The organism is Pseudoalteromonas sp. 2CM41L, assembly GCF_023161905.1.
Taxonomy (GTDB): domain Bacteria; phylum Pseudomonadota; class Gammaproteobacteria; order Enterobacterales; family Alteromonadaceae; genus Pseudoalteromonas; species Pseudoalteromonas atlantica.
Map to the genome: position 1 here is coordinate 367,773 of NZ_JALNTN010000003.1, position 19,245 is coordinate 387,017.

At 35.4% G+C, this 19,245-nt stretch carries 14 protein-coding genes and 1 pseudogene; 14 read left to right on the plus strand and 1 reads right to left on the minus strand.

Annotation, left to right across the window (positions count from 1 at the left end):
• Positions 1–6: 6 nt before the first annotated feature.
• The 8 genes and pseudogenes from MTF64_RS06570 to MTF64_RS19975 all read left to right on the plus strand — a co-directional run.
• Positions 7–867 carry a type II secretion system F family protein gene (locus MTF64_RS06570; protein ID WP_248450947.1) on the plus strand — a complete coding sequence of 287 codons (861 nt, stop codon included), beginning with the start codon at positions 7–9 and terminating at the stop codon, positions 865–867.
• Positions 857–1,207, plus strand: coding sequence for a DUF192 domain-containing protein (locus tag MTF64_RS06575; protein WP_248450948.1), 351 nt, complete (start codon positions 857–859; stop codon positions 1,205–1,207). Before MTF64_RS06570 ends, MTF64_RS06575 begins: the two co-directional genes overlap by 11 nt.
• Before the next feature lie 11 nt (positions 1,208–1,218).
• On the plus strand, positions 1,219–1,668 hold the full coding sequence (locus tag MTF64_RS06580) for a tetratricopeptide repeat protein (protein WP_248450949.1): 450 nt from the start codon (positions 1,219–1,221) through the stop codon (positions 1,666–1,668).
• Between the two features lie 11 nt (positions 1,669–1,679).
• Positions 1,680–2,447 carry a TadE/TadG family type IV pilus assembly protein gene (locus MTF64_RS06585; protein WP_248450950.1) on the plus strand — a complete coding sequence of 256 codons (768 nt, stop codon included), beginning with the start codon at positions 1,680–1,682 and terminating at the stop codon, positions 2,445–2,447.
• 30 nt (positions 2,448–2,477) lie between these two features.
• Positions 2,478–6,689 carry an IPT/TIG domain-containing protein gene (locus MTF64_RS06590; protein ID WP_248450951.1) on the plus strand — a complete coding sequence of 1,404 codons (4,212 nt, stop codon included), beginning with the start codon at positions 2,478–2,480 and terminating at the stop codon, positions 6,687–6,689.
• 356 nt (positions 6,690–7,045) lie between these two features.
• Positions 7,046–7,525 (plus strand): hypothetical protein, encoded by a 480-nt coding sequence (locus MTF64_RS06595; protein ID WP_248450952.1) that lies wholly within the window; start codon positions 7,046–7,048, stop codon positions 7,523–7,525.
• Positions 7,495–8,223 (plus strand): hypothetical protein, encoded by a 729-nt coding sequence (locus MTF64_RS06600; RefSeq protein ID WP_248450953.1) that lies wholly within the window; start codon positions 7,495–7,497, stop codon positions 8,221–8,223. The genes MTF64_RS06595 and MTF64_RS06600 overlap by 31 nt, the downstream gene beginning before the upstream one ends.
• Positions 8,224–8,610: 387 nt before the next feature.
• Positions 8,611–9,152 (plus strand): annotated as a pseudogene (locus tag MTF64_RS19975) (hypothetical protein); the annotation flags it as partial.
• Between the two features lie 302 nt (positions 9,153–9,454).
• Here MTF64_RS19975 and MTF64_RS06605 read toward each other — a convergent pair.
• The gene (locus MTF64_RS06605; RefSeq protein ID WP_248450954.1) at positions 9,455–12,535 is read right to left on the minus strand and encodes a VWA domain-containing protein; all 3,081 of its coding nucleotides are present in this window, start codon (positions 12,533–12,535) and stop codon (positions 9,455–9,457) included.
• 1,039 nt (positions 12,536–13,574) lie between these two features.
• Here MTF64_RS06605 and MTF64_RS06610 point away from each other — a divergent pair.
• From MTF64_RS06610 to MTF64_RS06635, 6 genes are all read left to right on the plus strand, one after another.
• Positions 13,575–14,609: a hypothetical protein gene (locus tag MTF64_RS06610; RefSeq protein ID WP_248450955.1), complete on the plus strand. Its 1,035-nt coding sequence runs from the start codon at positions 13,575–13,577 to the stop codon at positions 14,607–14,609.
• Between the two features lie 126 nt (positions 14,610–14,735).
• Positions 14,736–14,912, plus strand: a complete 177-nt coding sequence (locus MTF64_RS06615) for a hypothetical protein (protein WP_248450956.1) — start codon at positions 14,736–14,738, stop codon at positions 14,910–14,912.
• A gap of 5 nt (positions 14,913–14,917) precedes the next feature.
• The gene (locus MTF64_RS06620) at positions 14,918–15,508 is read left to right on the plus strand and encodes a hypothetical protein (protein WP_096041684.1); all 591 of its coding nucleotides are present in this window, start codon (positions 14,918–14,920) and stop codon (positions 15,506–15,508) included.
• Positions 15,509–15,686: 178 nt separating this feature from the next.
• A complete protein-coding gene (locus MTF64_RS06625) occupies positions 15,687–17,174 on the plus strand; it encodes an OmpA family protein (protein ID WP_248450957.1) in 1,488 nt (495 codons plus the stop codon).
• A gap of 254 nt (positions 17,175–17,428) precedes the next feature.
• The gene (locus MTF64_RS06630; protein ID WP_248450958.1) at positions 17,429–17,941 is read left to right on the plus strand and encodes a hypothetical protein; all 513 of its coding nucleotides are present in this window, start codon (positions 17,429–17,431) and stop codon (positions 17,939–17,941) included.
• A 282-nt stretch (positions 17,942–18,223) separates the two neighbouring features.
• Complete coding sequence (locus MTF64_RS06635; protein WP_248450959.1) at positions 18,224–19,018, plus strand: hypothetical protein; 795 nt, start codon at positions 18,224–18,226, stop codon at positions 19,016–19,018.
• The last annotated feature ends 227 nt before the right edge of the window (positions 19,019–19,245 follow it).

The following is a 19,245-nucleotide window of genomic DNA, read 5'->3' on the forward strand; positions in this document are numbered from 1 at the left end:
GAATAGATGCTTTTTATATTAATAACAGCAGGCATATCACTATTTTTACTTTTTTATAGTGGTTATAAAATTAAACAAAGGCTGCCTGAAGATACTCGTGATTTTATGGATCCGCTTCCGCCATCATTAAAATTAATATGGCCATTTGTGCGTTTAGCTGCATTTTACATCGGTGAACGTTTACCCATTGATTACCTTGTAAAGACAGGAAAAAAATTACAAATATCTGGGCTCTCTTATGTTTTGACTGCAGAAGAGTATTTTGGTGTAAGGGTTGTATCGTCACTATGTTGTACACTATTTACATTCTTAGTCTGTGCAATGCTTGATGCCGTTACTTTTATGGCCTTAGTTTACGGCGCTATATTTGGCTATTTTTTACCGCTGTTAACATTAAACGATTTAAAGAAAAAAAGGCAACTTGCAATTGTAAAATCTCTACCAGTTTATTTGGATTTTATAACCATGTCTGTAGAAGCCGGGTTAAACTTAACAGGCGGCCTTAGCCAAGCGGTTGATAAAGGACCTGAAGGGCCTTTAAAAGTTGAATTTGGTAAGGTGCTTAGAGACTTAAGAGCTGGCGTTAATAAAGTTGATGCGTTTAGAGCAATGGCAGAGCGAGTACAAACTTCCGAAGTAAACAATCTTGTTAGTGCATTAGCACAAGCCGAAAAAACAGGGGCAAGTTTAGGGTCAACTTTAAGAGTGCAATCAGATCAACGTCGTGTTGAGCGTTTCCAACGTGCAGAGAAAAAAGCACTAGAAGCGCCAGTAAAGTTGGTGTTTCCGCTAATCATGTTTATTTTCCCTGTTACATTTATGATTTTGTTTTTCCCAATAGTAATGAAGTTTATGTATGACCTGTAACGGATTTAATCATCAAGTAAAAACAATAACAGGGCACACCATTTGTAATTTATTTATTGCAAATACGTGGTGGTTACGTTTAAGGGGATTGCTGGGCAGAACGCTTAAGGAAAATGATGGGTTACTTATAACACCTTGTAACTCAGTTCATATGTTTGGTATGCGATATGCCATAGACGTTGTTTATTTAAATAAACAAAACACGGTTATAAAAATTGTTAAAAACTTACGCCCCTGGCAATTTAGTGCATGTGGTAAAGCATACAAAGTAATTGAGTTATCAACAAAAAATAATAATACACAAACACTAAAAGTTGGCGACAACTTAATAATAGAATAACTGAGAAGTACATGAAAACTATATATATAGCATTAATGATTTTACTTATTTCTGGTTGTAGTAGCTCACCACAGCAAGAGCCAGAATCAAAAGTAAACTTGGTCGAAATTGAAAACAGAGCTGAAGCTGCCTATTTAGCAGGGCACTTAGATATGGCAGAAGGCCTATATAGGCAGTTAATTAAATTAAAAGATAGCTACCCCCCAGCGTGGTTTAGGCTCGGTAATATTTATACCCGAACTAACCGTTTAGACGCTGCTATTAGTGCCTATCAACGCTGTATTCAATTAGATGTAGAGCATGATAAAGCATGGTACAACTTGGCTATTGCCAGAATGAGACAAGCAACAGAGGTGTTAATAGAAGCGCAAAAACACCTTGAAGAGAACTCTGCAGGTAAAGCACAAATGGATGAGCTTTTTATTCAATTAATGCGTCTGCAAACCGGGAAAAAAGAGTAGGGAGTAGTAGGGTGAGTAAGCTAAAAAGGAGTTTACAAAAGCAGCGAGGGCAATCAATGGTGGAGTTTTCAATAACCCTGCCATTTTTAGCGCCGTTGGTGTTAGTGCTTATCATGTTGCTTATACAATGGGTGCTGATTTACAAAGATAAAGTAACTCTAAATGCGGCAACATTTGATGCTGCGCGTGCAGGGGCATTAAATCATGGCAGTATGTCTAAAATGCAAAGTGCACTTGCACAAGGGATGATGCCACTATTTATGGTTGACTCAGGCGATGATCCAGATGGGTTCGATGTAGCTACCGCGTTTGCAAAGTCTAAAGCATATACTGCAATCGCCTCCAACATAACGGTACTTAATCCTACAAGTGATGTGTTTAATAAATTTAAGCAACGTAGGCACTATAAAGACGGGCCTACAGTCTACGAAATACCGAACGACAACTTGATGTACAGAAACCCGCAGGTTGAAACAATATCAAGTGACAAAAAACTTAATATACAAGATGCCAACTTACTACAAATAGAAGTTGATTGGTGTAAACGCCTAGAGGTGCCATTAGCTAACTGGTTAATAGGTAAAATTTTAACCTTAACAGACGTAGACCCCGATCCCACTTCAGACAAATTTGTTTATTATATACCAAACCAAGAACAACTAACGTGCTCTGCATTGGGGGCTGTAACATCCTCAGCAGGGGATACTAGTTATAGCGGGTACTACATTACAATTAAATCTTATGCACTGATCCGAATGCAAACACCATATCGGATGTAAAGGAAAGCACCAACAATAAGGGTAAGGAAAATGAACGCAAAACAACTTTTAGCATTGCTTTTAGCAGGCTCATTGAGTGTCACACTAGTCGGATGTAACGAATCATTAAGTGAAGATGATTCAACCTCAATACCTGATGGAACAGGCGGAGATACCGGTGGTGATACCGGTGGTGATACCGGTGGTGATACCGGTGGTGATACCGGTGGTGATACCGGTGGTGATACCGGTGGTGAACCGACTGAAAATGTAGGTACATGGGAAAATAAAGACGAAGACGGCGACGGTGTGCCTGATGAGCAGGACGATTATCCGTTTGGTGCGGATAAAACCCAATATCCTGTTTATATTGAAGAAGAGCCTAATGATAACCCATCTGTTGCAACACCGGTCGAGCTGGGTAAAGGCTTTAAAGTTCAGGGCGTTATTTCCTCTAGCACAGATAAAGGGGATTTATATGGCTTTGATGTTTCTGAAGCAACAATAGTAACTGCTGTATTTGAAAGTCAAGCGGAAAGATTTGACCCGCAAGTCTACGTTTCAGATTCTGATGGGAGAGTAATTAGTAAATATGTTATGAGTGAATATAAAATATCGGGTAAACATATTGTGAGTTTTCAAATGTTTGATGCAGGTCGTTATCAACTCAGTGTGATGGATAATAATTACGCAGGCGGACCTGATTTGACTTACAGTATGGTTTTATTTCATGACCAAGACGTAGACGCCTTTGATGATGAAAAGGAACGTGCATTTGGTAGTGACCTTATTAAGAATGACCAAGATGAAGATGATATTTTAGATGGTTTAGAGTATGTTTTACTAAATAATTCTACTGATATAGATTTTGATGAAGATGGGATACCTAATTGGCAAGATACTGACTCTGATGGTGATTCATTTTCAGACAAAATAGAAGGTATAGAAGATTTAAATAGCGATAGGTTCCCGAATTATATTGACCGAGATGCTGATGGTAATACCATAGATGATAAATTAGAAAGTGGTGATTTCAATAACCCAAATGATTTTGATGATGATGGAAAAATTGATCACTTAGATTTAGATGATGATAACGATGGTATTTTTGATATTAATGATCTTAATCGATTAGAAAAGGCCGAACGATTCGTATCATCAGAGTCTGGTAGTTTTTCTCCTTCATGGATCTATAATTTAATTAGTACTGACAGTAATCAAATTAGATCATTTGTGAGAATTGGGGATACCTCTGAATTAGAAGTCGTAGGTCTTCCTGATTCTGCTGATAATTTAGTTATAGTTTATTATGTTAATGGTTTAGTCTTTAATTCAATCCCACGCATTAACCGAAAAGACGGTAACTCTACCTATTTGAGTCTTGATTTACCAAGCCTAAAGGGTACGGGATATCTACAAGTTGCGTATGATGAGATTATATCTGAGGAGTTACCTATTGAAATATTTGACTCTTCAAACCCGATAATAACTAGTGACCTACAAAGTTTTTCTCCAGGACAAACAATTACAATAAATGGTGAAAACTTTGATTCAGATACAACAGTTTTCTTTTCAGGAACGGCTGTCAAACCAATTATAAGCAATGATTCTGAAATAGTAGTTGAAATCCCTAATCAAGTTAGTTCGGGAAGGTATTGGGTTGTCAATGAAGCAGGAGAAAGTAACTCGATTAACTACACCTTGCAAACTAATCTAACTTTTACGGTTGTAGAGTCAGCAGCTAAACCAATCTCTGCTGTCGGAGGTATTTTTCCGAGTTTTGCTGAACCGGTTAACGCTAATAAAGCTGCATTCACAAAAGTAGGCTCTAGTGCTGAAGTTATATACTCTTTCACACTTAATGATAAAGGGGAGCTTGAATCTTACTTAAGCGCTGTTCTTCCTAAAAATACCACTGAAATAGAATTCAGCTACGCTTCAACCGCGGTGTCTGCAATGGCATCTCATTTAACTTTTTTTTATGAAGCTGAACAAATTTCACTTGAAGAGGTCGCTTCTATAATTAAAAATAGCAAACGATTCCCAGCTTTTTTGCAAGAAGTTACTACTGCACTAAAACAAGATAGTGGCTTTTTTTCATATCTAAACTCAAGGAAAGCAAGTCAGGAATTGCTAGAAAGGTATGCAAGTTACTTTAAAGAGCAAATATTAAAATCTAAACAAATAGATATAGAGACAAATAATTTAGTAAATAGATTCACTGCATCATACTTACCTGCGCTCTCAGCGAATACAGTTACTGATTCATCTATTGAACCAAGCATTGTCTCTTATCCACCGACTAATGGGTCTTGGGATAGTTTTGACATGACCATGGAAGCAACAACTTTCGCTGATAATATAACGGAAGTTGCTAATAAATGTGGTGAAGGAGTAGAGAGTAAATGGTATCAGGTTTTAAATTACGATGGGTGCGTAGAGCTTCAAAATAGAAGTCAACTTTACCTAAGTTATAGAGCTTACGAAGTTAACCCTAATACTGGTGACTTGGCCTCGTCTGCGCTTGAAAACCCGCTACAAGAACATATCGATAGTCCGTACCATATAGATATTATGTCACCCATAAGTGGCTCTTTTATTGGAATAGAGTACTGGTCGGCAGACAAATTAATCGACAAATGTGTGTATAAGGACTGTTTATTCCAAATAATAACACCAGGCGTAGAGGGTATATATGGTCCTAGCCCATTTAGTTTAACAGGCAGTGAAAAATATAATAAAGCTGCTCAAAAAGCTAAAAAAATGCTTGCTGTTAGAACGATTATCGACAATATAATAATTCGTTTTTTTACAATACTCTTTGATGCTGCGGGTCTCGGTATTACTGATGATCTTTTAAAGAATCCTAAAATAGTTAAAGCAGTAATCGAAGCTGCATATAAAGACATGCCATTTATTACTACTGAAATTGAAAAATTAGCGACAAAAGACAATGTAACGGGTGACGATTGGCAGAATTTAGCAAAAGCAATAGGGCTTAATATTTATAATAATGAAATAAAGCCTATTTTCAGCGACCTTGCTAAATTACCAGATATTAATTTTGGGCCTGCTACAAATGCAATTATGAAAGCACTGGATATTGATGTCCCAGACTTTAGAAAAGCACTTGCTGAAAAACTTGTGAAAAAATTGCTACCTGGTTTCGGTCAGATTGATACAGCTTATGATGCTAGTCAATTAGCGTCAGCAATGGTTGATATGGCCAAAACCATTAAAGATTTGGCAGCTGTTCCTACAAAGCTTGATTATGTAGTAACCTGGGGGTTAACGCTATCAGATATTACACCAAGAAGTATCGAGCAAAATGGTAATACAAAAAAGTTTACTTTAGTTGGTAGTGGAATGTCTAAATTAGAAAAGTGGTTTGATGAGGCTCCATTAGTTAAAATTATTGACACTAAAACAGATACTAGCCTCACAGTAACTTTTTTAAATGTTAATAAAGAAGGAACTGAATTAGAGTTTATGCTTAGTGATGTTGGGCAAATTGATGCCGCTACAGGTCCATTAGATGTATTTGTCACTCACCGCGGGGATACAGCAAAACTACCATACCAAATTTTAGTAGGATCTGATCTTTCAATAACCGCCATTACTCCAAATAAGCCTCAAGTTAATCAGGAACTTATCATATCTGGTATTGGTTTTAGTGAAAAATTAATCGACAATAAAGTGATATTTAAAAATAATTCTGGGCAAGAGCTTGAAGCTAAAGTGATACAAGCATCAAATGAAAGTTTAACTGTCATCGTTCCTGAGGGTATTCAAACTGGAGTAATAACAGTAGAAATAAACAATGAACTGAGTAATGAGTACCCATTCATAGGACCTAGTGAGCTATTAATAACCTTTGGAGATAATGGTAACTTAAATGATGATGTTTATAAGTTGTCAGTAAATGATGATGTAATTTATGACAATTCGACACCGAAAAGAACCGTAGGCCCTATCCGAGTCTCTCTTGAAGAAGGCACTCATAAAGTACAATTAACGGGTATTAGAGCTGACGATGGTATTGGCACATATTATATTGAGTTTGCCGGTAATGTTAGTAGTGTTAGTGGCGACGCTCAATCAGGAAGAGATTTGTGCCCTGAGGTAGTTAAAACATATAATATCGTTATTGACTCAAGTGAGAAAAGCTCAACTTTGAATACAGTAATATCGTTAAATAGGGATCTTATTTTACAAAGTGAGAGTATAACTAGTGAGGTAGAATGTTCATCTGTAACTAATTAAACATTAATAAAACGACTGCATGATTGTGCTAATTTGAGTCAGTTACTAGTACCTCATTGGGTTAAACTGCTAGAGGCTATGAGTGTTTCTCATAGCCTTAGTGCGTAAAGCACATTATGAGTAAGGTTACATATTTTTTTACCTGTAATATTTAAATGCTAGGTATTGAGTGGTACAGGGAGTTTAACATTTCTGAAAATAATATTTTGTGAAAGACGGATTATATAACCTGAATATAATCATCGTTTAAACACTTTTTAAGTAGAGAATATTTTTATAAAAAAAATAAACTTTTGGCCTAGTTTGAGGGCTGTCATTTATTTAATGCATTTTAATTACCTATTCTGGAGAAAACTATGAAAAAAATCGCTTTTTATACACTGGCTCAATCATTACTTTTGTCATTTACGGCAAGTGCCGTTGACTACAGCATCCCGATTGAAAATTGTAAAAAGTCAGTAGATATCGTTTTAAATCAAGATTATGAGCTTTTCAAGCAGCTTTATGCACCGCTACCTAAAGATATGGACCAAAGTATTGTAAAAGGAATGTTAGCTCGTAAGCATGCTAATTATACAAAAAAACAGTATTTGGGTATCCATGACTTTACAATCGTTGGTACTGAGGTGCTTGAGGATGCTAAGAATAGTATATATCAAACATCACAAAAGAATGCATTGAAGTATGGTTATACTGACGAGCTGTGGGTTAATTATACATTTACAACTTCAGAATTATTCCTTGGTAAAAAGAAAGATAACGTAACAATAAAAGGAAAATGTAAATTTGGGCAAGTTGATGGCAAGTGGCTTATGGTCAACTTATTAAGAAGCTAACTATGACTAACAATGAACAGCCATCCAGCCTAAACGATAAAAAATGGTTTAAAAATGTTCACTTTAAAGAGCAGGATACCTTAAGCCCTACGAGTGAAATTAAACTTCCTTTATTGCGTTTATTATGTCATCTGTCTTACCCAATTGAGATATTATTTGCTGTAGCTTTAATTTCACTTTCATTGGTGGCCGGACTTTGGTTAGTTGATAGCTATAGCTTAGCTGGTTTAGTTGTTTATTTACCGCTCCTTATTGGTACCCTATTATTAAAACGTATTCTTATATGGCGCAAGTTTGGGCTTAGTTCAAAAAACGTGATGACCATAAGTAAAGAGAAAATTGAAGTTTACCCTTTTATTAATGATTCATTAAAACAAAGCAGACTATTCAAAAGGGATGAAATCGAGTCGGTATTATTTAATTACAATTTTATTACTCATGTGTCTGATACACAAATTCAAGTAAATGCTGCGCTAAACAGGGCTTTTATAAACCTAAAAACAGGCGAAAACATTGAGTTGAACGTTAACAGAGTGGGGTTGTTTAATGTTTTGTATTTGTTGTATTACTTTGATTACCCGTTAATTTATAAAAAATCATTTGAAGGAGGAGGTTCTAGTATCGGCTATTTGTTTTTACGCGTTTCTGGCATTTTAGCTAACTTCCCTATAATAGCGATGTACTTCTTTGAGTTTTAAGTAAGTAACTAATATTAGAGCGATTCAAAATCGCTGAGGAAACTAGTTAAATTAGCTAAGTAACTTAACAGGTTTCATGGCGAGTAAAACACTTAGATCCAATCAAGTTAATGTGAGCACTTGAGTATAAACGACAAGCGATTATGAGTGGCTTCTATAGGCTATTTGCATTGGCTTTGTAAAATGAAGACAATTAATAAGACATATATGGATGCTCCTTTGAAGTCTAGATGAGCTAATGTATGAACATCAAAATAAATATTTTTCTTTAATTATCATTTATCTCATATCACAGTAAACAATTAATAAGACACTCATCCTAAATTTTGCACTTTTCTAAGTTACAAGCTAGCTTTTGTGTGGTGTTAAAAACAAGCAGGGTGTCACATGGCAATTGCAAGAAAGCGACAAATAAGTTTGGTTGATAAAAATATTACCACTGTATTTCTCGTTGCGTGCGACGTGAATTTTTATGTGGTGAAGACCACTTTACAGGTAAGACTTACAGGCATCGACGAGGCTGGGTTAAAATAAACTGCTTTAGTTAGCCAAGGTGTTTTGCATTAATCTATCTGGTTATGCCGTAATGAGTAACCAGCAAAATATTGAAATATTTTACAACAGCGCAGCAGGGCGGAAGGCAGGATGCCTGTAGTACACGCATTTAGTCTTGTATGTTGATGGCAAAATAGTAAATCGATTACATGACAAAGCAATTGTTATTCGCTGGCATTAACTGTGTAATGGCACGTTAATCACGAAAAATTACATACAAGGTGAAAAGTTAAGTAAATCAGAATTTATCTTTTTTAATCAAACAGTGAAACAATACCGAGAGCGGGTATCAAGTAAAAGCTTACTTATACATTGTTAAATGAAGACATTGTACGAAGAGCAAACGTAGAAGTAACTGCACAGCACGATTTTATTCTCAGTCATCAATGGCGCTCACCTTTCGGGCCGCCTAAGGCGTTCAAAGTTGTTCCATACAATTATGTGGGAAGGGCTTTTACTTTTGATAATCAGCAATTATTAGCTTTGTTAAATGAAGCGGCACTTTTAGGGTATATGTGTACGTGGGTACAAACCCAATTAAAGCTCAACACACAATTCACGCACGTATTTCATTGTGCAGCTGGCCGGCCTTACTCACCTAAACTAATTAATATAAAAAGGCCTTCGTATAAGTTAATTACGAAGGCCTTTAAAATCATGAAGATATCAGAGTAAATTACTTCTTACGGCGTCTCAATATCGAAAGTGGTGCCAACATCAATGTAAGCCAAAATAGGCTGCCGCTATCATCATCACTTGAACTAACCTCGTCTGGTTCTTCCTCCGGCTCTGAGCCTTCATTTGGGATTGTTACTGTAACAGTGACTGTACCTTCAACAAAAGCCCCGTTATTGTCGGTTACTGTATAAGTAAAAGAGTCGGTTATGACCGTGCCTGGTGCTTGATCAGAAAATGCAGAGGTTGCATCATAAGTTACTTCATTTTGTTCTAAAGTAACCAATCCAATAGTCCCATCAGTTTGTATACTATTAATAGCTAATGTTTCACCATCTGGATCAGAGTCGTTTTCTAAGGGCTTAATTACTTTAATTTCTCCGGATTTCAAAGAGATATTATCAGGCTTAACTTCGGGTGCATTGTTAGATGGTTCATTGCTAACAGGTGTATCTGTATAAATAGGCTCTCCGGCACTTATTTGGTATCCCCCCATACTTGCATTTTCATCTTGATGCATAACTTCTACATAAATTTTTGATTCAAGTTGTGATTTATCAAATTTATAATATACATAATCTGTGTTGGATGGATTGCTCTGCAAAGTGATATTTTCTTGAATGGGAGTTGTACCATCAGATTTGTATATATTAAGGGTAGGAACCATCCCCAAACTCATGTCAGATACCCGTACAACTAGCTCCTTAGTTATATCTATGTCATTTATTTCATAAAAATCTTTGTCGCCCTTATTATTGATTACTCCATTCATATATACATTATTTGAAGCCAATTGTTCGCTAAAATAAAAGTCATCATTATAGTCTGAGCGTGGTACATCGTTAACAACTAACGTGGTTTTACCTATACGTACAAAATTTTCATCTATGCTTGGCAAAGCCTCCATCTCAGGTACTGAGCCATCAAGTGTAGGCGTTAATAAACCTGTTGTAGTATAAATTGCATTTCCATCATCATTATTTACATGTACTTCTATTTGGTAAATACCATTTTCGTTATATGGTGCTATTACCGAGTAGATACCATCTCCCGCTACGGCATCGCCTTCTAGACCATCATCAGACATTTCTAAATTAGTTGAATTTTGATCAGGATCGGTAATGGTTGCTAACACATTAGCGCCCGTGATTAGTTTGTCTTTAGTAATCGCTGCAGTTAAGATCATAGGACTGGGGTAGGTGACAGAGTTTCCTTGAGGGCCTTCAACACTTAATGTGTAGCTGCCCGATAGGTTAGGTTCAGCACTCACATTAACAATAGCATTTAAGCTATTGGTATTATTTAAATTAGTAACTTGTAACTGCCATTCACCTGTTCCGTGTGATGTTATGTGTTGGTTAGTAATATAAGCACCGCAAGTTAACGTTTCTGAAGCATCATTACAGTTGAAAACCACATCGCTTACTTCACTACCTGTACTATCTAAAAGAGTAAGTTGTACATCATCTAGGTTGGCGTTGTGGTTAATAAACACACTTACGTTATCAAGCCCTGAATCAACGGCAATCACTTGAGTGGCACTTTGCGAACTTTCTATCGTAAAGGTTGTAGATGCTAAATTTTGGTTATCTGTTGCAGTAGCATTAGCTTGTAAAAAAGCATCTACAATTTCAGCAAGTGTGGTGGGTGAAGAAAAGTATTTCCCACCAGTTTCGCTAGCAAGTGTTAATAATGGCCCTGTAGGTGATGCAAAACCATAGCCTAAACTAAAAATAGCAATGTCATTATTTTGATAATTGGCGATAATCTGTTCTTGTGTATAGCTTGAGTCGTTGTCATAACCATCAGCCAAAAGAAAAACAACGCCAGGTGCATTGCTTTCTTCGTTGAATTGATACGCGGTTAAATTATCTAATGCAAGTTGTGAAGCATCGTAGAGTGCAGTAGTGCCATTTTCGTAAATAGCATCTATTGCTGTTTTTAGTTCTGTTTTAACATTTGAATTAGGACTATCAATTTTTGTAATAGGATAATCTTGGTTAACAAGCTCTTTGTCTGAAAAAGAAATAAGCCCCATTGATGTACCACCTGAAGATGACGCATCAACAAGCACTTTAGCAGCTTGTTTGGCATTACTCATTGCTGGACCTAGCATACTATAAGATCGGTCTATCACAATTTGCATGTCTATATCACCTTCAACCCACTCTACACTAAGCTGGTTTTGGCAGGAATCTTGCGCTGCTGGTAATTCGATCTTTAATGGTGTATTTGTATCCGGAGCATTATCCGCCAAAGTTAAATAGCGTGTTCGGCTTGGCTGTGCGGTTTTACGGCCAGATTTAGGATCATCTTTAATATCTTGCAGAAGCACTTCCCACGCACTTTTACCATATATTCGGCCTTGTGCTGTACTGTCAATATTACCAATAGTGTCCTTAGTTGAGTGATTTAACCATTGCATACCTGCCGTTAATGCTTGCCATTGGTTACTCATGATAGAGGTTGTTGGTGCATCTGACTTAATAGGAGTGTTAGGCTCTGCTGAATCAGTTGTACCTTTATACTCATCAAATAAACCATACGCATAATGGCTCCATTCATGTGCTAAAGTATATCCTGCTCCTTTTGGGTCCTGTAGCATGTTATGGTCTTGACCTGGGCCCGAGCCATTAGGAAAAACATCACCAAACCAAATGTGCATGCCATTTGCACCAAAACCGGAAACATTAGCTCGGGGCCACTCTCTTTCACCCCATATAATATCAGACTTAGAACGATGCTTGTTTTCTCTAAATACTCTTACTTTGCCGAGCTTATGTGCGCCATTAGTTTGCTCACAAACTGCATTTGCAAAATGGGAAAATATTTGCTCGTAGGCAACTTTATCTGAGCCTTGAGGGTTATTATGCAAAGATACTGTAATATCAAATACCGCTTTAGATGAATCAGTACTTAAAGATGATGTGTTTTGTACTCCTTGTGACATAAGAATGTTTTGATGTTGCTGCTGGTCATCCGTAGTTACACGTGACAACCAACTGTTAGCTGCAACGGCTGAGCTTGAGGCTAAAGCAAGCCCCACGCAAATCGCACTTTTAGTTAATTTACTTTTTTGCACTGTTAATTCCTTTTTTTGTTAACGGTTATTGGTGATTTCTCTAATCATTGAACATGCTATAACTTTAAATAATTAGAACTACTATTATCGTTTTTTCTTAAATATATATAGATCAGTATTTATATTCTCAAGTATTGGTAAAAGGTTCACATTTAAGTAAGGAAAATTAATTTTTATTATTTTACATTTAGATGTATTAAATTTTTTACTGATTATTCTGAATTTACTGAATAAAATAAGAGTTAAGCAATAAATGCATGAACTAAAATAATGCTTGGTGGCTACAATAGACGGGATACAGGTACATTGCTTAATCATAACGTATGTCCAAGTTATAATGTGGCGAAAATAGTGAGTTCGAATTATAGTTAAACATTTCAAATTCATTATTTGGGTGTTTAGTGATCTCCCCAATAGTGTGAGAGTAATAGAGAGTTATAGGTGTGCGTATAATTGATGCAGAATCCACAATAACATTGTTCTTTATCATCATCATCCTTGAGCAATTTAATCCTTTCAATGCAATTACTCTAGCAAAAAATAATTTTAAAAAAAACCTGTCTGTTAATCTAAGTTATAAAATTGGAAAAGTAATAAGAGCTTTCTTTCTATTATGTATTAAAAATTAATATCGTACTTTAATTTAAAAAAGTTAATCTTTACAAAGAAGCATGTTTTTAACTCTAAAGTTCTCAACGGTAATTAAAACATGGAAGTATGAGTTAATAACTGTTTCAAGGTACTGTAAGCTGTTAGCAAAGTAGTATTTGAGTATTAAACTATAAAAACAGTTTTTATATGATTATATCTTTCAAGCTTTCAAAATTAGGTCGCAGGTTGAATTGAAGACTAGCTTAAATGTTGAGTTTACAGTTTTTTTTGAAAATAAAGTGTACACTTTATTTTATCTGGTTGTACTGGACTATGGTGTGTATATAGTGTCTTAGGGGTAGCTACGGCATGAAAATGGCCGTTTGTACTTAGCTCAAAAAACCTAATTTACTAAAAAAGGAAATTCATTTTTCATGATGGTGTATCAATGAGTTACAAATTACAAAAACAAAACGATGAGCAGCAAATATTTACAGATAATGGCGGAGTTTCAGGGGTTATATTTCACTTTTTGTTAATGTGCTTAGGCGCATGGCTAATTTATATTAGTGTTATAGGTATATATGAAACAGGCGAGCTAGTTTGGTCCAGTATAATAATTTTATTGGGTTTGGTGCTGTGCACGCCGGTATTAAAAGTCAATAAAGTAATACTAAGCGCTAAAAATAAAGATATTGTCAGTACACGCTCTTGGCTTGGCTTTGTTACTAAAAAAAAGCATATTATTAATTTACAGTTGTCTCTGGTTGAAGTAAGTGGCTTCACAACCGGTGAGTTTGAAAAAATTTTTGATCCAGAAAAGCCAGTACTAGAACATTTTTCAATGAAGTTTTTTAGTTATCCAGAGCTCACAATGAACGTTGCGACACTTTCAGATATTTTAAAATCAGTTGCTTTTTTAGAGGCGCATTTTGATACTGATTTGGCGTTGGTTGCTGGTAATCGTAGGCATAAATTAAGTATTGATGGATTAAAAACTAAAAGCACAGAGTCAGCTGATATTCCTAATGACCGTTACTTTAAACAAAGTAACGGTGGTGAGTTAATAATAACTGCCAGACCCGTTACATCACCGCAATTTTGCTCGCTCTTAATCCTAATTTGGTTGTTTACATTATTTACTATTTGGTTTTTATTTAACCATGCAGACCTTGTAGGAGCTCAATATTTACCAGCCGCTCTACAGTCAGTTTTATCGGTAGTACTCATTGTGTTAGGGGGTTATTTAAGTATGTTAGTTATGGGCCGTAAGCGGTTTAGCGTAAGCAATGGCGATTTAATAGTTAAAGCTACTGGGGTCAAAAACAAAGTTATAAAGCTAGACGATGTGTGGGGCGCTGCCAAAGTCGCGCGAAGGACTTACCTGTTAACTAAATCTGGCGCGATTTGTTTAGGTTACAACTTACCAAGAAAATACAGTATCGCCATACATGATTGGTTTGCAAAATCTATCAATAAGTAGGTACCTATATATTTGTAACCTTGAATGGCTGTATTAATTTAGGTACGATGACATCATAAACTAAAAAAGAATAAATTTTAGGCAAATAATCGTTACTTTAGCGGACTAATCAACAAGGATGGATTCTTGAAAATACCTCTATTTTACATCTCATTACTAAGCGTAAGCTGTGCTTTTATAACACCATTACACGCAAAAACTATTCAGCCAACTACCCATATAGGCACGTGGCAAAATAAAGACGAAGACGGCGATGGGGTGGTTGATGATCTCGACGCTTATTCATATCATAGACTAGCTTGATTATTATGAATTTAATATCTGAAAAGCTTAAGAATACATTTCAAGTCTGTTTTGCACACAAGCGCTGGGTGCCTTATACCCGAGTAAAATCGTTTTTAGGTATGCTACTGGGCGCTTTTGTCGCCTCCTTTTTTATTGATGGTCAACCGAGTTACTCAAACGCTGACCAAACATTGAATACTATGTTTGTGGTTACCCCGTTTTTGTTTTTTGGTTTGGTGTTATTGCAATCTTCGTTACAAAAAACATTTTACAATGCCGATGTATTTATCACGCGCAAAGGTTTAACCATGCCAGATTTTAAAGGCGAGCGTGAAGTATTTATCGCCTTTAAAGATATAGAGGCGATGTATATCAATTATTTTCCGTTAACGCCGCTTCTCTGGTTTGGTCCTTACATAAGTACGCATTTAGCGATTAAAACAGTCAATGGAGAGCGTTACGGAGTACATACGTTTAATTTAAGTGACTATAGAGCAATTGTTAATTATTTAGCGAAAGTGCATAACGTAAAAACTAAACACCGTTTTTCATGGTGGACATTAACCTACTTATCTCTTTTCCCAATCGGGTTTTTATTGGGCTTTATTGTTTAATATACTTAAAAAACTAAGGAAAGATTTGAAATTGAAATTGAAATGTCTATCAATAATAATAAAATACTCATGCATACCCATATGTTAAGTTTTAATTTACGAGTTAAAGTATTAGAATATTTAACGTTTTCTAAATAAACTAATTTTTAGAGCCGAACCTATAAAAAAAGGAATTTTAATGAACAATAAAGTAATAAAAATACTCCAAATATTTATTATTTATCTAATTGGAGTATCAAGCGTACAAGCAAAGCCATTATTGTCACCGTATCCAAAAGCAAAGCTAGATAATTCAGTTACTCTAGCGGGTGAAGAAACTCAGTTAATGACAAAGTTTGATCCTAATGCAGAAAAATCTAAGCAGTTTGAGTTTACAAAATTGATTGGTGATACAGCTCATTACGCATATGAGATAAAAAATGTAGCTTCGTTAAAGGTTACAAAAAACTATGAAAACGCTTTACAAGATGCAGGCTTTAACGTGATTTACAGGTGTTCTTTGAGTGAGTGCAATTCTGGGAAATATAATAATGGTAAATTGATATCAGAAAAGACTAGTTATTTTAAAGCTTATACCTACTATAAAAAGCCTCATTATATTTTTGCTACAAAAGGAGGTGACGAACTTAAAGCCGCAATTTCATTATTCGTAGGACAACATGAAAATAAAACAAGAGTGCTATTAACCTCTGTGGATATAAAAGACATTGAAACAGGCCTTATCTCAGCTGATTTTAATGCATTCAAAAAACAAAATGACACAAAAACAACAAAACCCCCTCGCAAAGATAAAGGTGGGTCGTCTGATCACCCATTAATCAGTCGTTACCCCAGCAGTTACATTGAAGATTACAAACAAGTAGATTATGAAGAATTTAGCATTCCTATTGGTATTGCTGATAAAAAGACCAAAAAGCTTCCAACACTTGATGTAACTGGCGATTTAACACAAATTACTTATGTTGTGAAAAATGTGTCAACACTTAAAATTTATCATAACTATCTAAGTGCATTAGTAAAAGAAGGGTTTGAAACCATATTTTCTTGTCAAAAATCTAGGTGTGGTTATAGACCTACGGTACAAAAATTAGGGGATACTATTTCTATATCACAGGTCTACAATTACTGGAATCAGCCGCGATATAACGTAATGAAAAGCACATTTGAGGGGCAGACTACTTACGTAGCGTTTTTCATAGGCAACTTTGAAGGTGACTCTCGTATTCAGCTTTTAGTTATGAGAACCGAGCCACTAATAACGGGGTTAATAGAAACAAATAGCGATAAAGTACTAGAACAACTAAAGCAAAAGGGCAAAGCGTCTATTTATGGTGTACTGTTTGACTATGATAAAGCAGTTATAAAACCTGAATCTAAGCAATCTTTAGATGTGATAGCGCAAGTTCTTGAAAAAAATAAAAAATTGAGTTTATATGTCGTTGGGCATACAGACGACAAAGGATCTGCAGAATATAATCTAGACCTTTCTAAACGCAGAGCTAATGCGGTAGTTAAAACGTTAATCGCTGATTATGGCATTGCCAAAACAAGGTTAATCCCTCAAGGTGTTGGGCCTTATTCTCCGGCAGCGACTAATAAAAATGAGCTAGGGCGCGAGCTTAACCGTCGTGTTGAGTTAGTTGAAAGGCTGTCTGATGCAAATTAATGTATTTTAAAAATATAATATAACCAACTTAGTTAATGCTAAAAAGCTAAGTTGGTAATTTTTCAATGCTAAAAATAAAGATAGATAACATTTTCGCTAGTTGGAAAACAGCCACGCGCACTATGCTAATCTTAAGGATGTGTAAAGTAAGTATTTATTATATAAGTACTTAATACACATCTTTTTTAGCTTTTAGCTTTTAGCGTTATCAGCACTAAATTATAAAAATTGGATAATTAAACAAGGATGGACTCTTGAAAACACCACTAATATATCTTTCGCTTTTAAGTGTTAGCTGTGCTTTTTGCACGCTAACCTATACACAAAATTCACATGCAAAAAGCATTCAGCCAACCACCTATATAGGTACATCGCAAAACAAAGACGAAGACGGTGATGGTGTGCCTGATGAGCAAGGTGACTATCCGTTTGAAGCGAGTAAAACTCAATACCCTGTTTATTTTGAAAAAGAACCTAACGATAACCCATCTGTTGCAACTGCAGTAAAGCTTGGTAAAGGTTTTAAAGTTAAGGGCGTTATTTCATCAAGAAGAGACAAAGGTGATTTATATGGTTTTAACGTTGATGATGGAACTATGGTCACTGCTGTATTTGAAAGTGCAGCTAAACGATTTGACCCGCAAGTTTATGTATCAAACTCAGAAGGCAGAGTAATTAGTAAGTATGTTATTAGTGAATATAAGAAATTGGGAAAACATATTGTTAACTTTCATATGTTTGAGGCAGGCCGCTACAGTTTGGCTTAATAGCATTTCGCTGACGCACTGGAGTGTTGATAGTGAAGCACTTGTGTTTTCATTATTAAAACACAAATACCCAGTATCGTTAGACAGAACAAGTCAAATGGTTTACCCACTTGAGCTTCATGTGGGATTATTCGTTTTTTTATTTATACTCATTATACTTGTTATGAACCTAGAAAAAGTTATGTCTATTTAATGTAATAGATACTTTAATATAGGCGCTAATAACAGCTTAATATAGCGTGTTATATCGCTTTTTAGCTCCTAAGTTTTAAGGATGAAATTTTGAAAAATATTGTTAAGTTAATAGTTTTTATCACTGTGGTTTTTTGTGGTTATGCACATGCGCAAAATAGCCTAACACTTAATTATCAAGTCACTAAAGAGTTAAATCATTTCGCACATATTAAAATAAAGGTCACCGATAAATACCTTCGTACAGATTATATTTTGCCAAATAAAACCTTTACAGAAATGACCATTAAAGATGATGGCCAATATATTCTAGATCATCAAAAAAACATTGCTTACAGAACTGATTACTCAGTTACGTATAAGCGCGCAGAGGATGCTTTAAAAGGAATGCTGCAATACGCTCCAGGATTTACCAAAGAGCAAATTTATGAAATGAGCTTAGATCCTAAAAATGACCCTAATAATTACATTGCTTATGAAAAGGAAGGAGATAACTTATTTGTAGGATATTTAGATGGTGATAAAGTAAAAACAGTTAAAATAAGTGCATTCCCAAATCAATTTATATCATCTACTGAATATACTTGGCTGTTAAAACGAGCAAAAGAAGATACTTATTTTGGAAAAGCGTTGGTTGGTTTTTTAGACGTGCCTTTAATAGACTTTATGCGCAAATTTAAATACGACACAGATCAATTACCGACGGAAATCTCACTGCACAATGAAGGAAAAGCTGTTTTTTTAAAGACAGTTAGTAACGATGACATAGATCAAGACGATCTTGAAATAGAGTCTAAGTTTATAATTAAAGACATAACGCATGAATCAATTCAATTTTTGAATAATTTAAAGAGTATCGCCAAAGAAACAGGGGTAATAGAATGAAAAACTTCACTGTAATAATTATTTCATCTTTAATAGCTTTATTCATATTGAGTTATGGACTTTTTTCGATGACTTTAGATACTGAATCCAGCCCAATAATCAACTATATCTGTATTGGAGGAGGGTTTACCTTTTGTGTGGTTATAGCCATATTTGTTGTAAAAGAAGGTTTGCATAACCAGAAGACTCCTAAGTAGCTCCTCGATTGAGCGCTTGTTCATCTTGGG

Bases quoted from the DNA above. Each gene is read 5' to 3' on its own strand.
- MTF64_RS06570 (WP_248450947.1), top strand. From the start codon at position 7: ATGCTTTTTATATTAATAACAGCAGGCATATCACTATTTTTACTTTTT.
- MTF64_RS06575 (WP_248450948.1), top strand. From the start codon at position 857: ATGACCTGTAACGGATTTAATCATCAAGTAAAAACAATAACAGGGCAC.
- MTF64_RS06580 (WP_248450949.1), top strand. From the start codon at position 1,219: ATGAAAACTATATATATAGCATTAATGATTTTACTTATTTCTGGTTGT.
- MTF64_RS06590 (WP_248450951.1), top strand. From the start codon at position 2,478: ATGAACGCAAAACAACTTTTAGCATTGCTTTTAGCAGGCTCATTGAGT.
- MTF64_RS06595 (WP_248450952.1), top strand. From the start codon at position 7,046: ATGAAAAAAATCGCTTTTTATACACTGGCTCAATCATTACTTTTGTCA.
- MTF64_RS06610 (WP_248450955.1), top strand. From the start codon at position 13,575: ATGAGTTACAAATTACAAAAACAAAACGATGAGCAGCAAATATTTACA.
- MTF64_RS06620 (WP_096041684.1), top strand. From the start codon at position 14,918: ATGAATTTAATATCTGAAAAGCTTAAGAATACATTTCAAGTCTGTTTT.
- MTF64_RS06625 (WP_248450957.1), top strand. From the start codon at position 15,687: ATGAACAATAAAGTAATAAAAATACTCCAAATATTTATTATTTATCTA.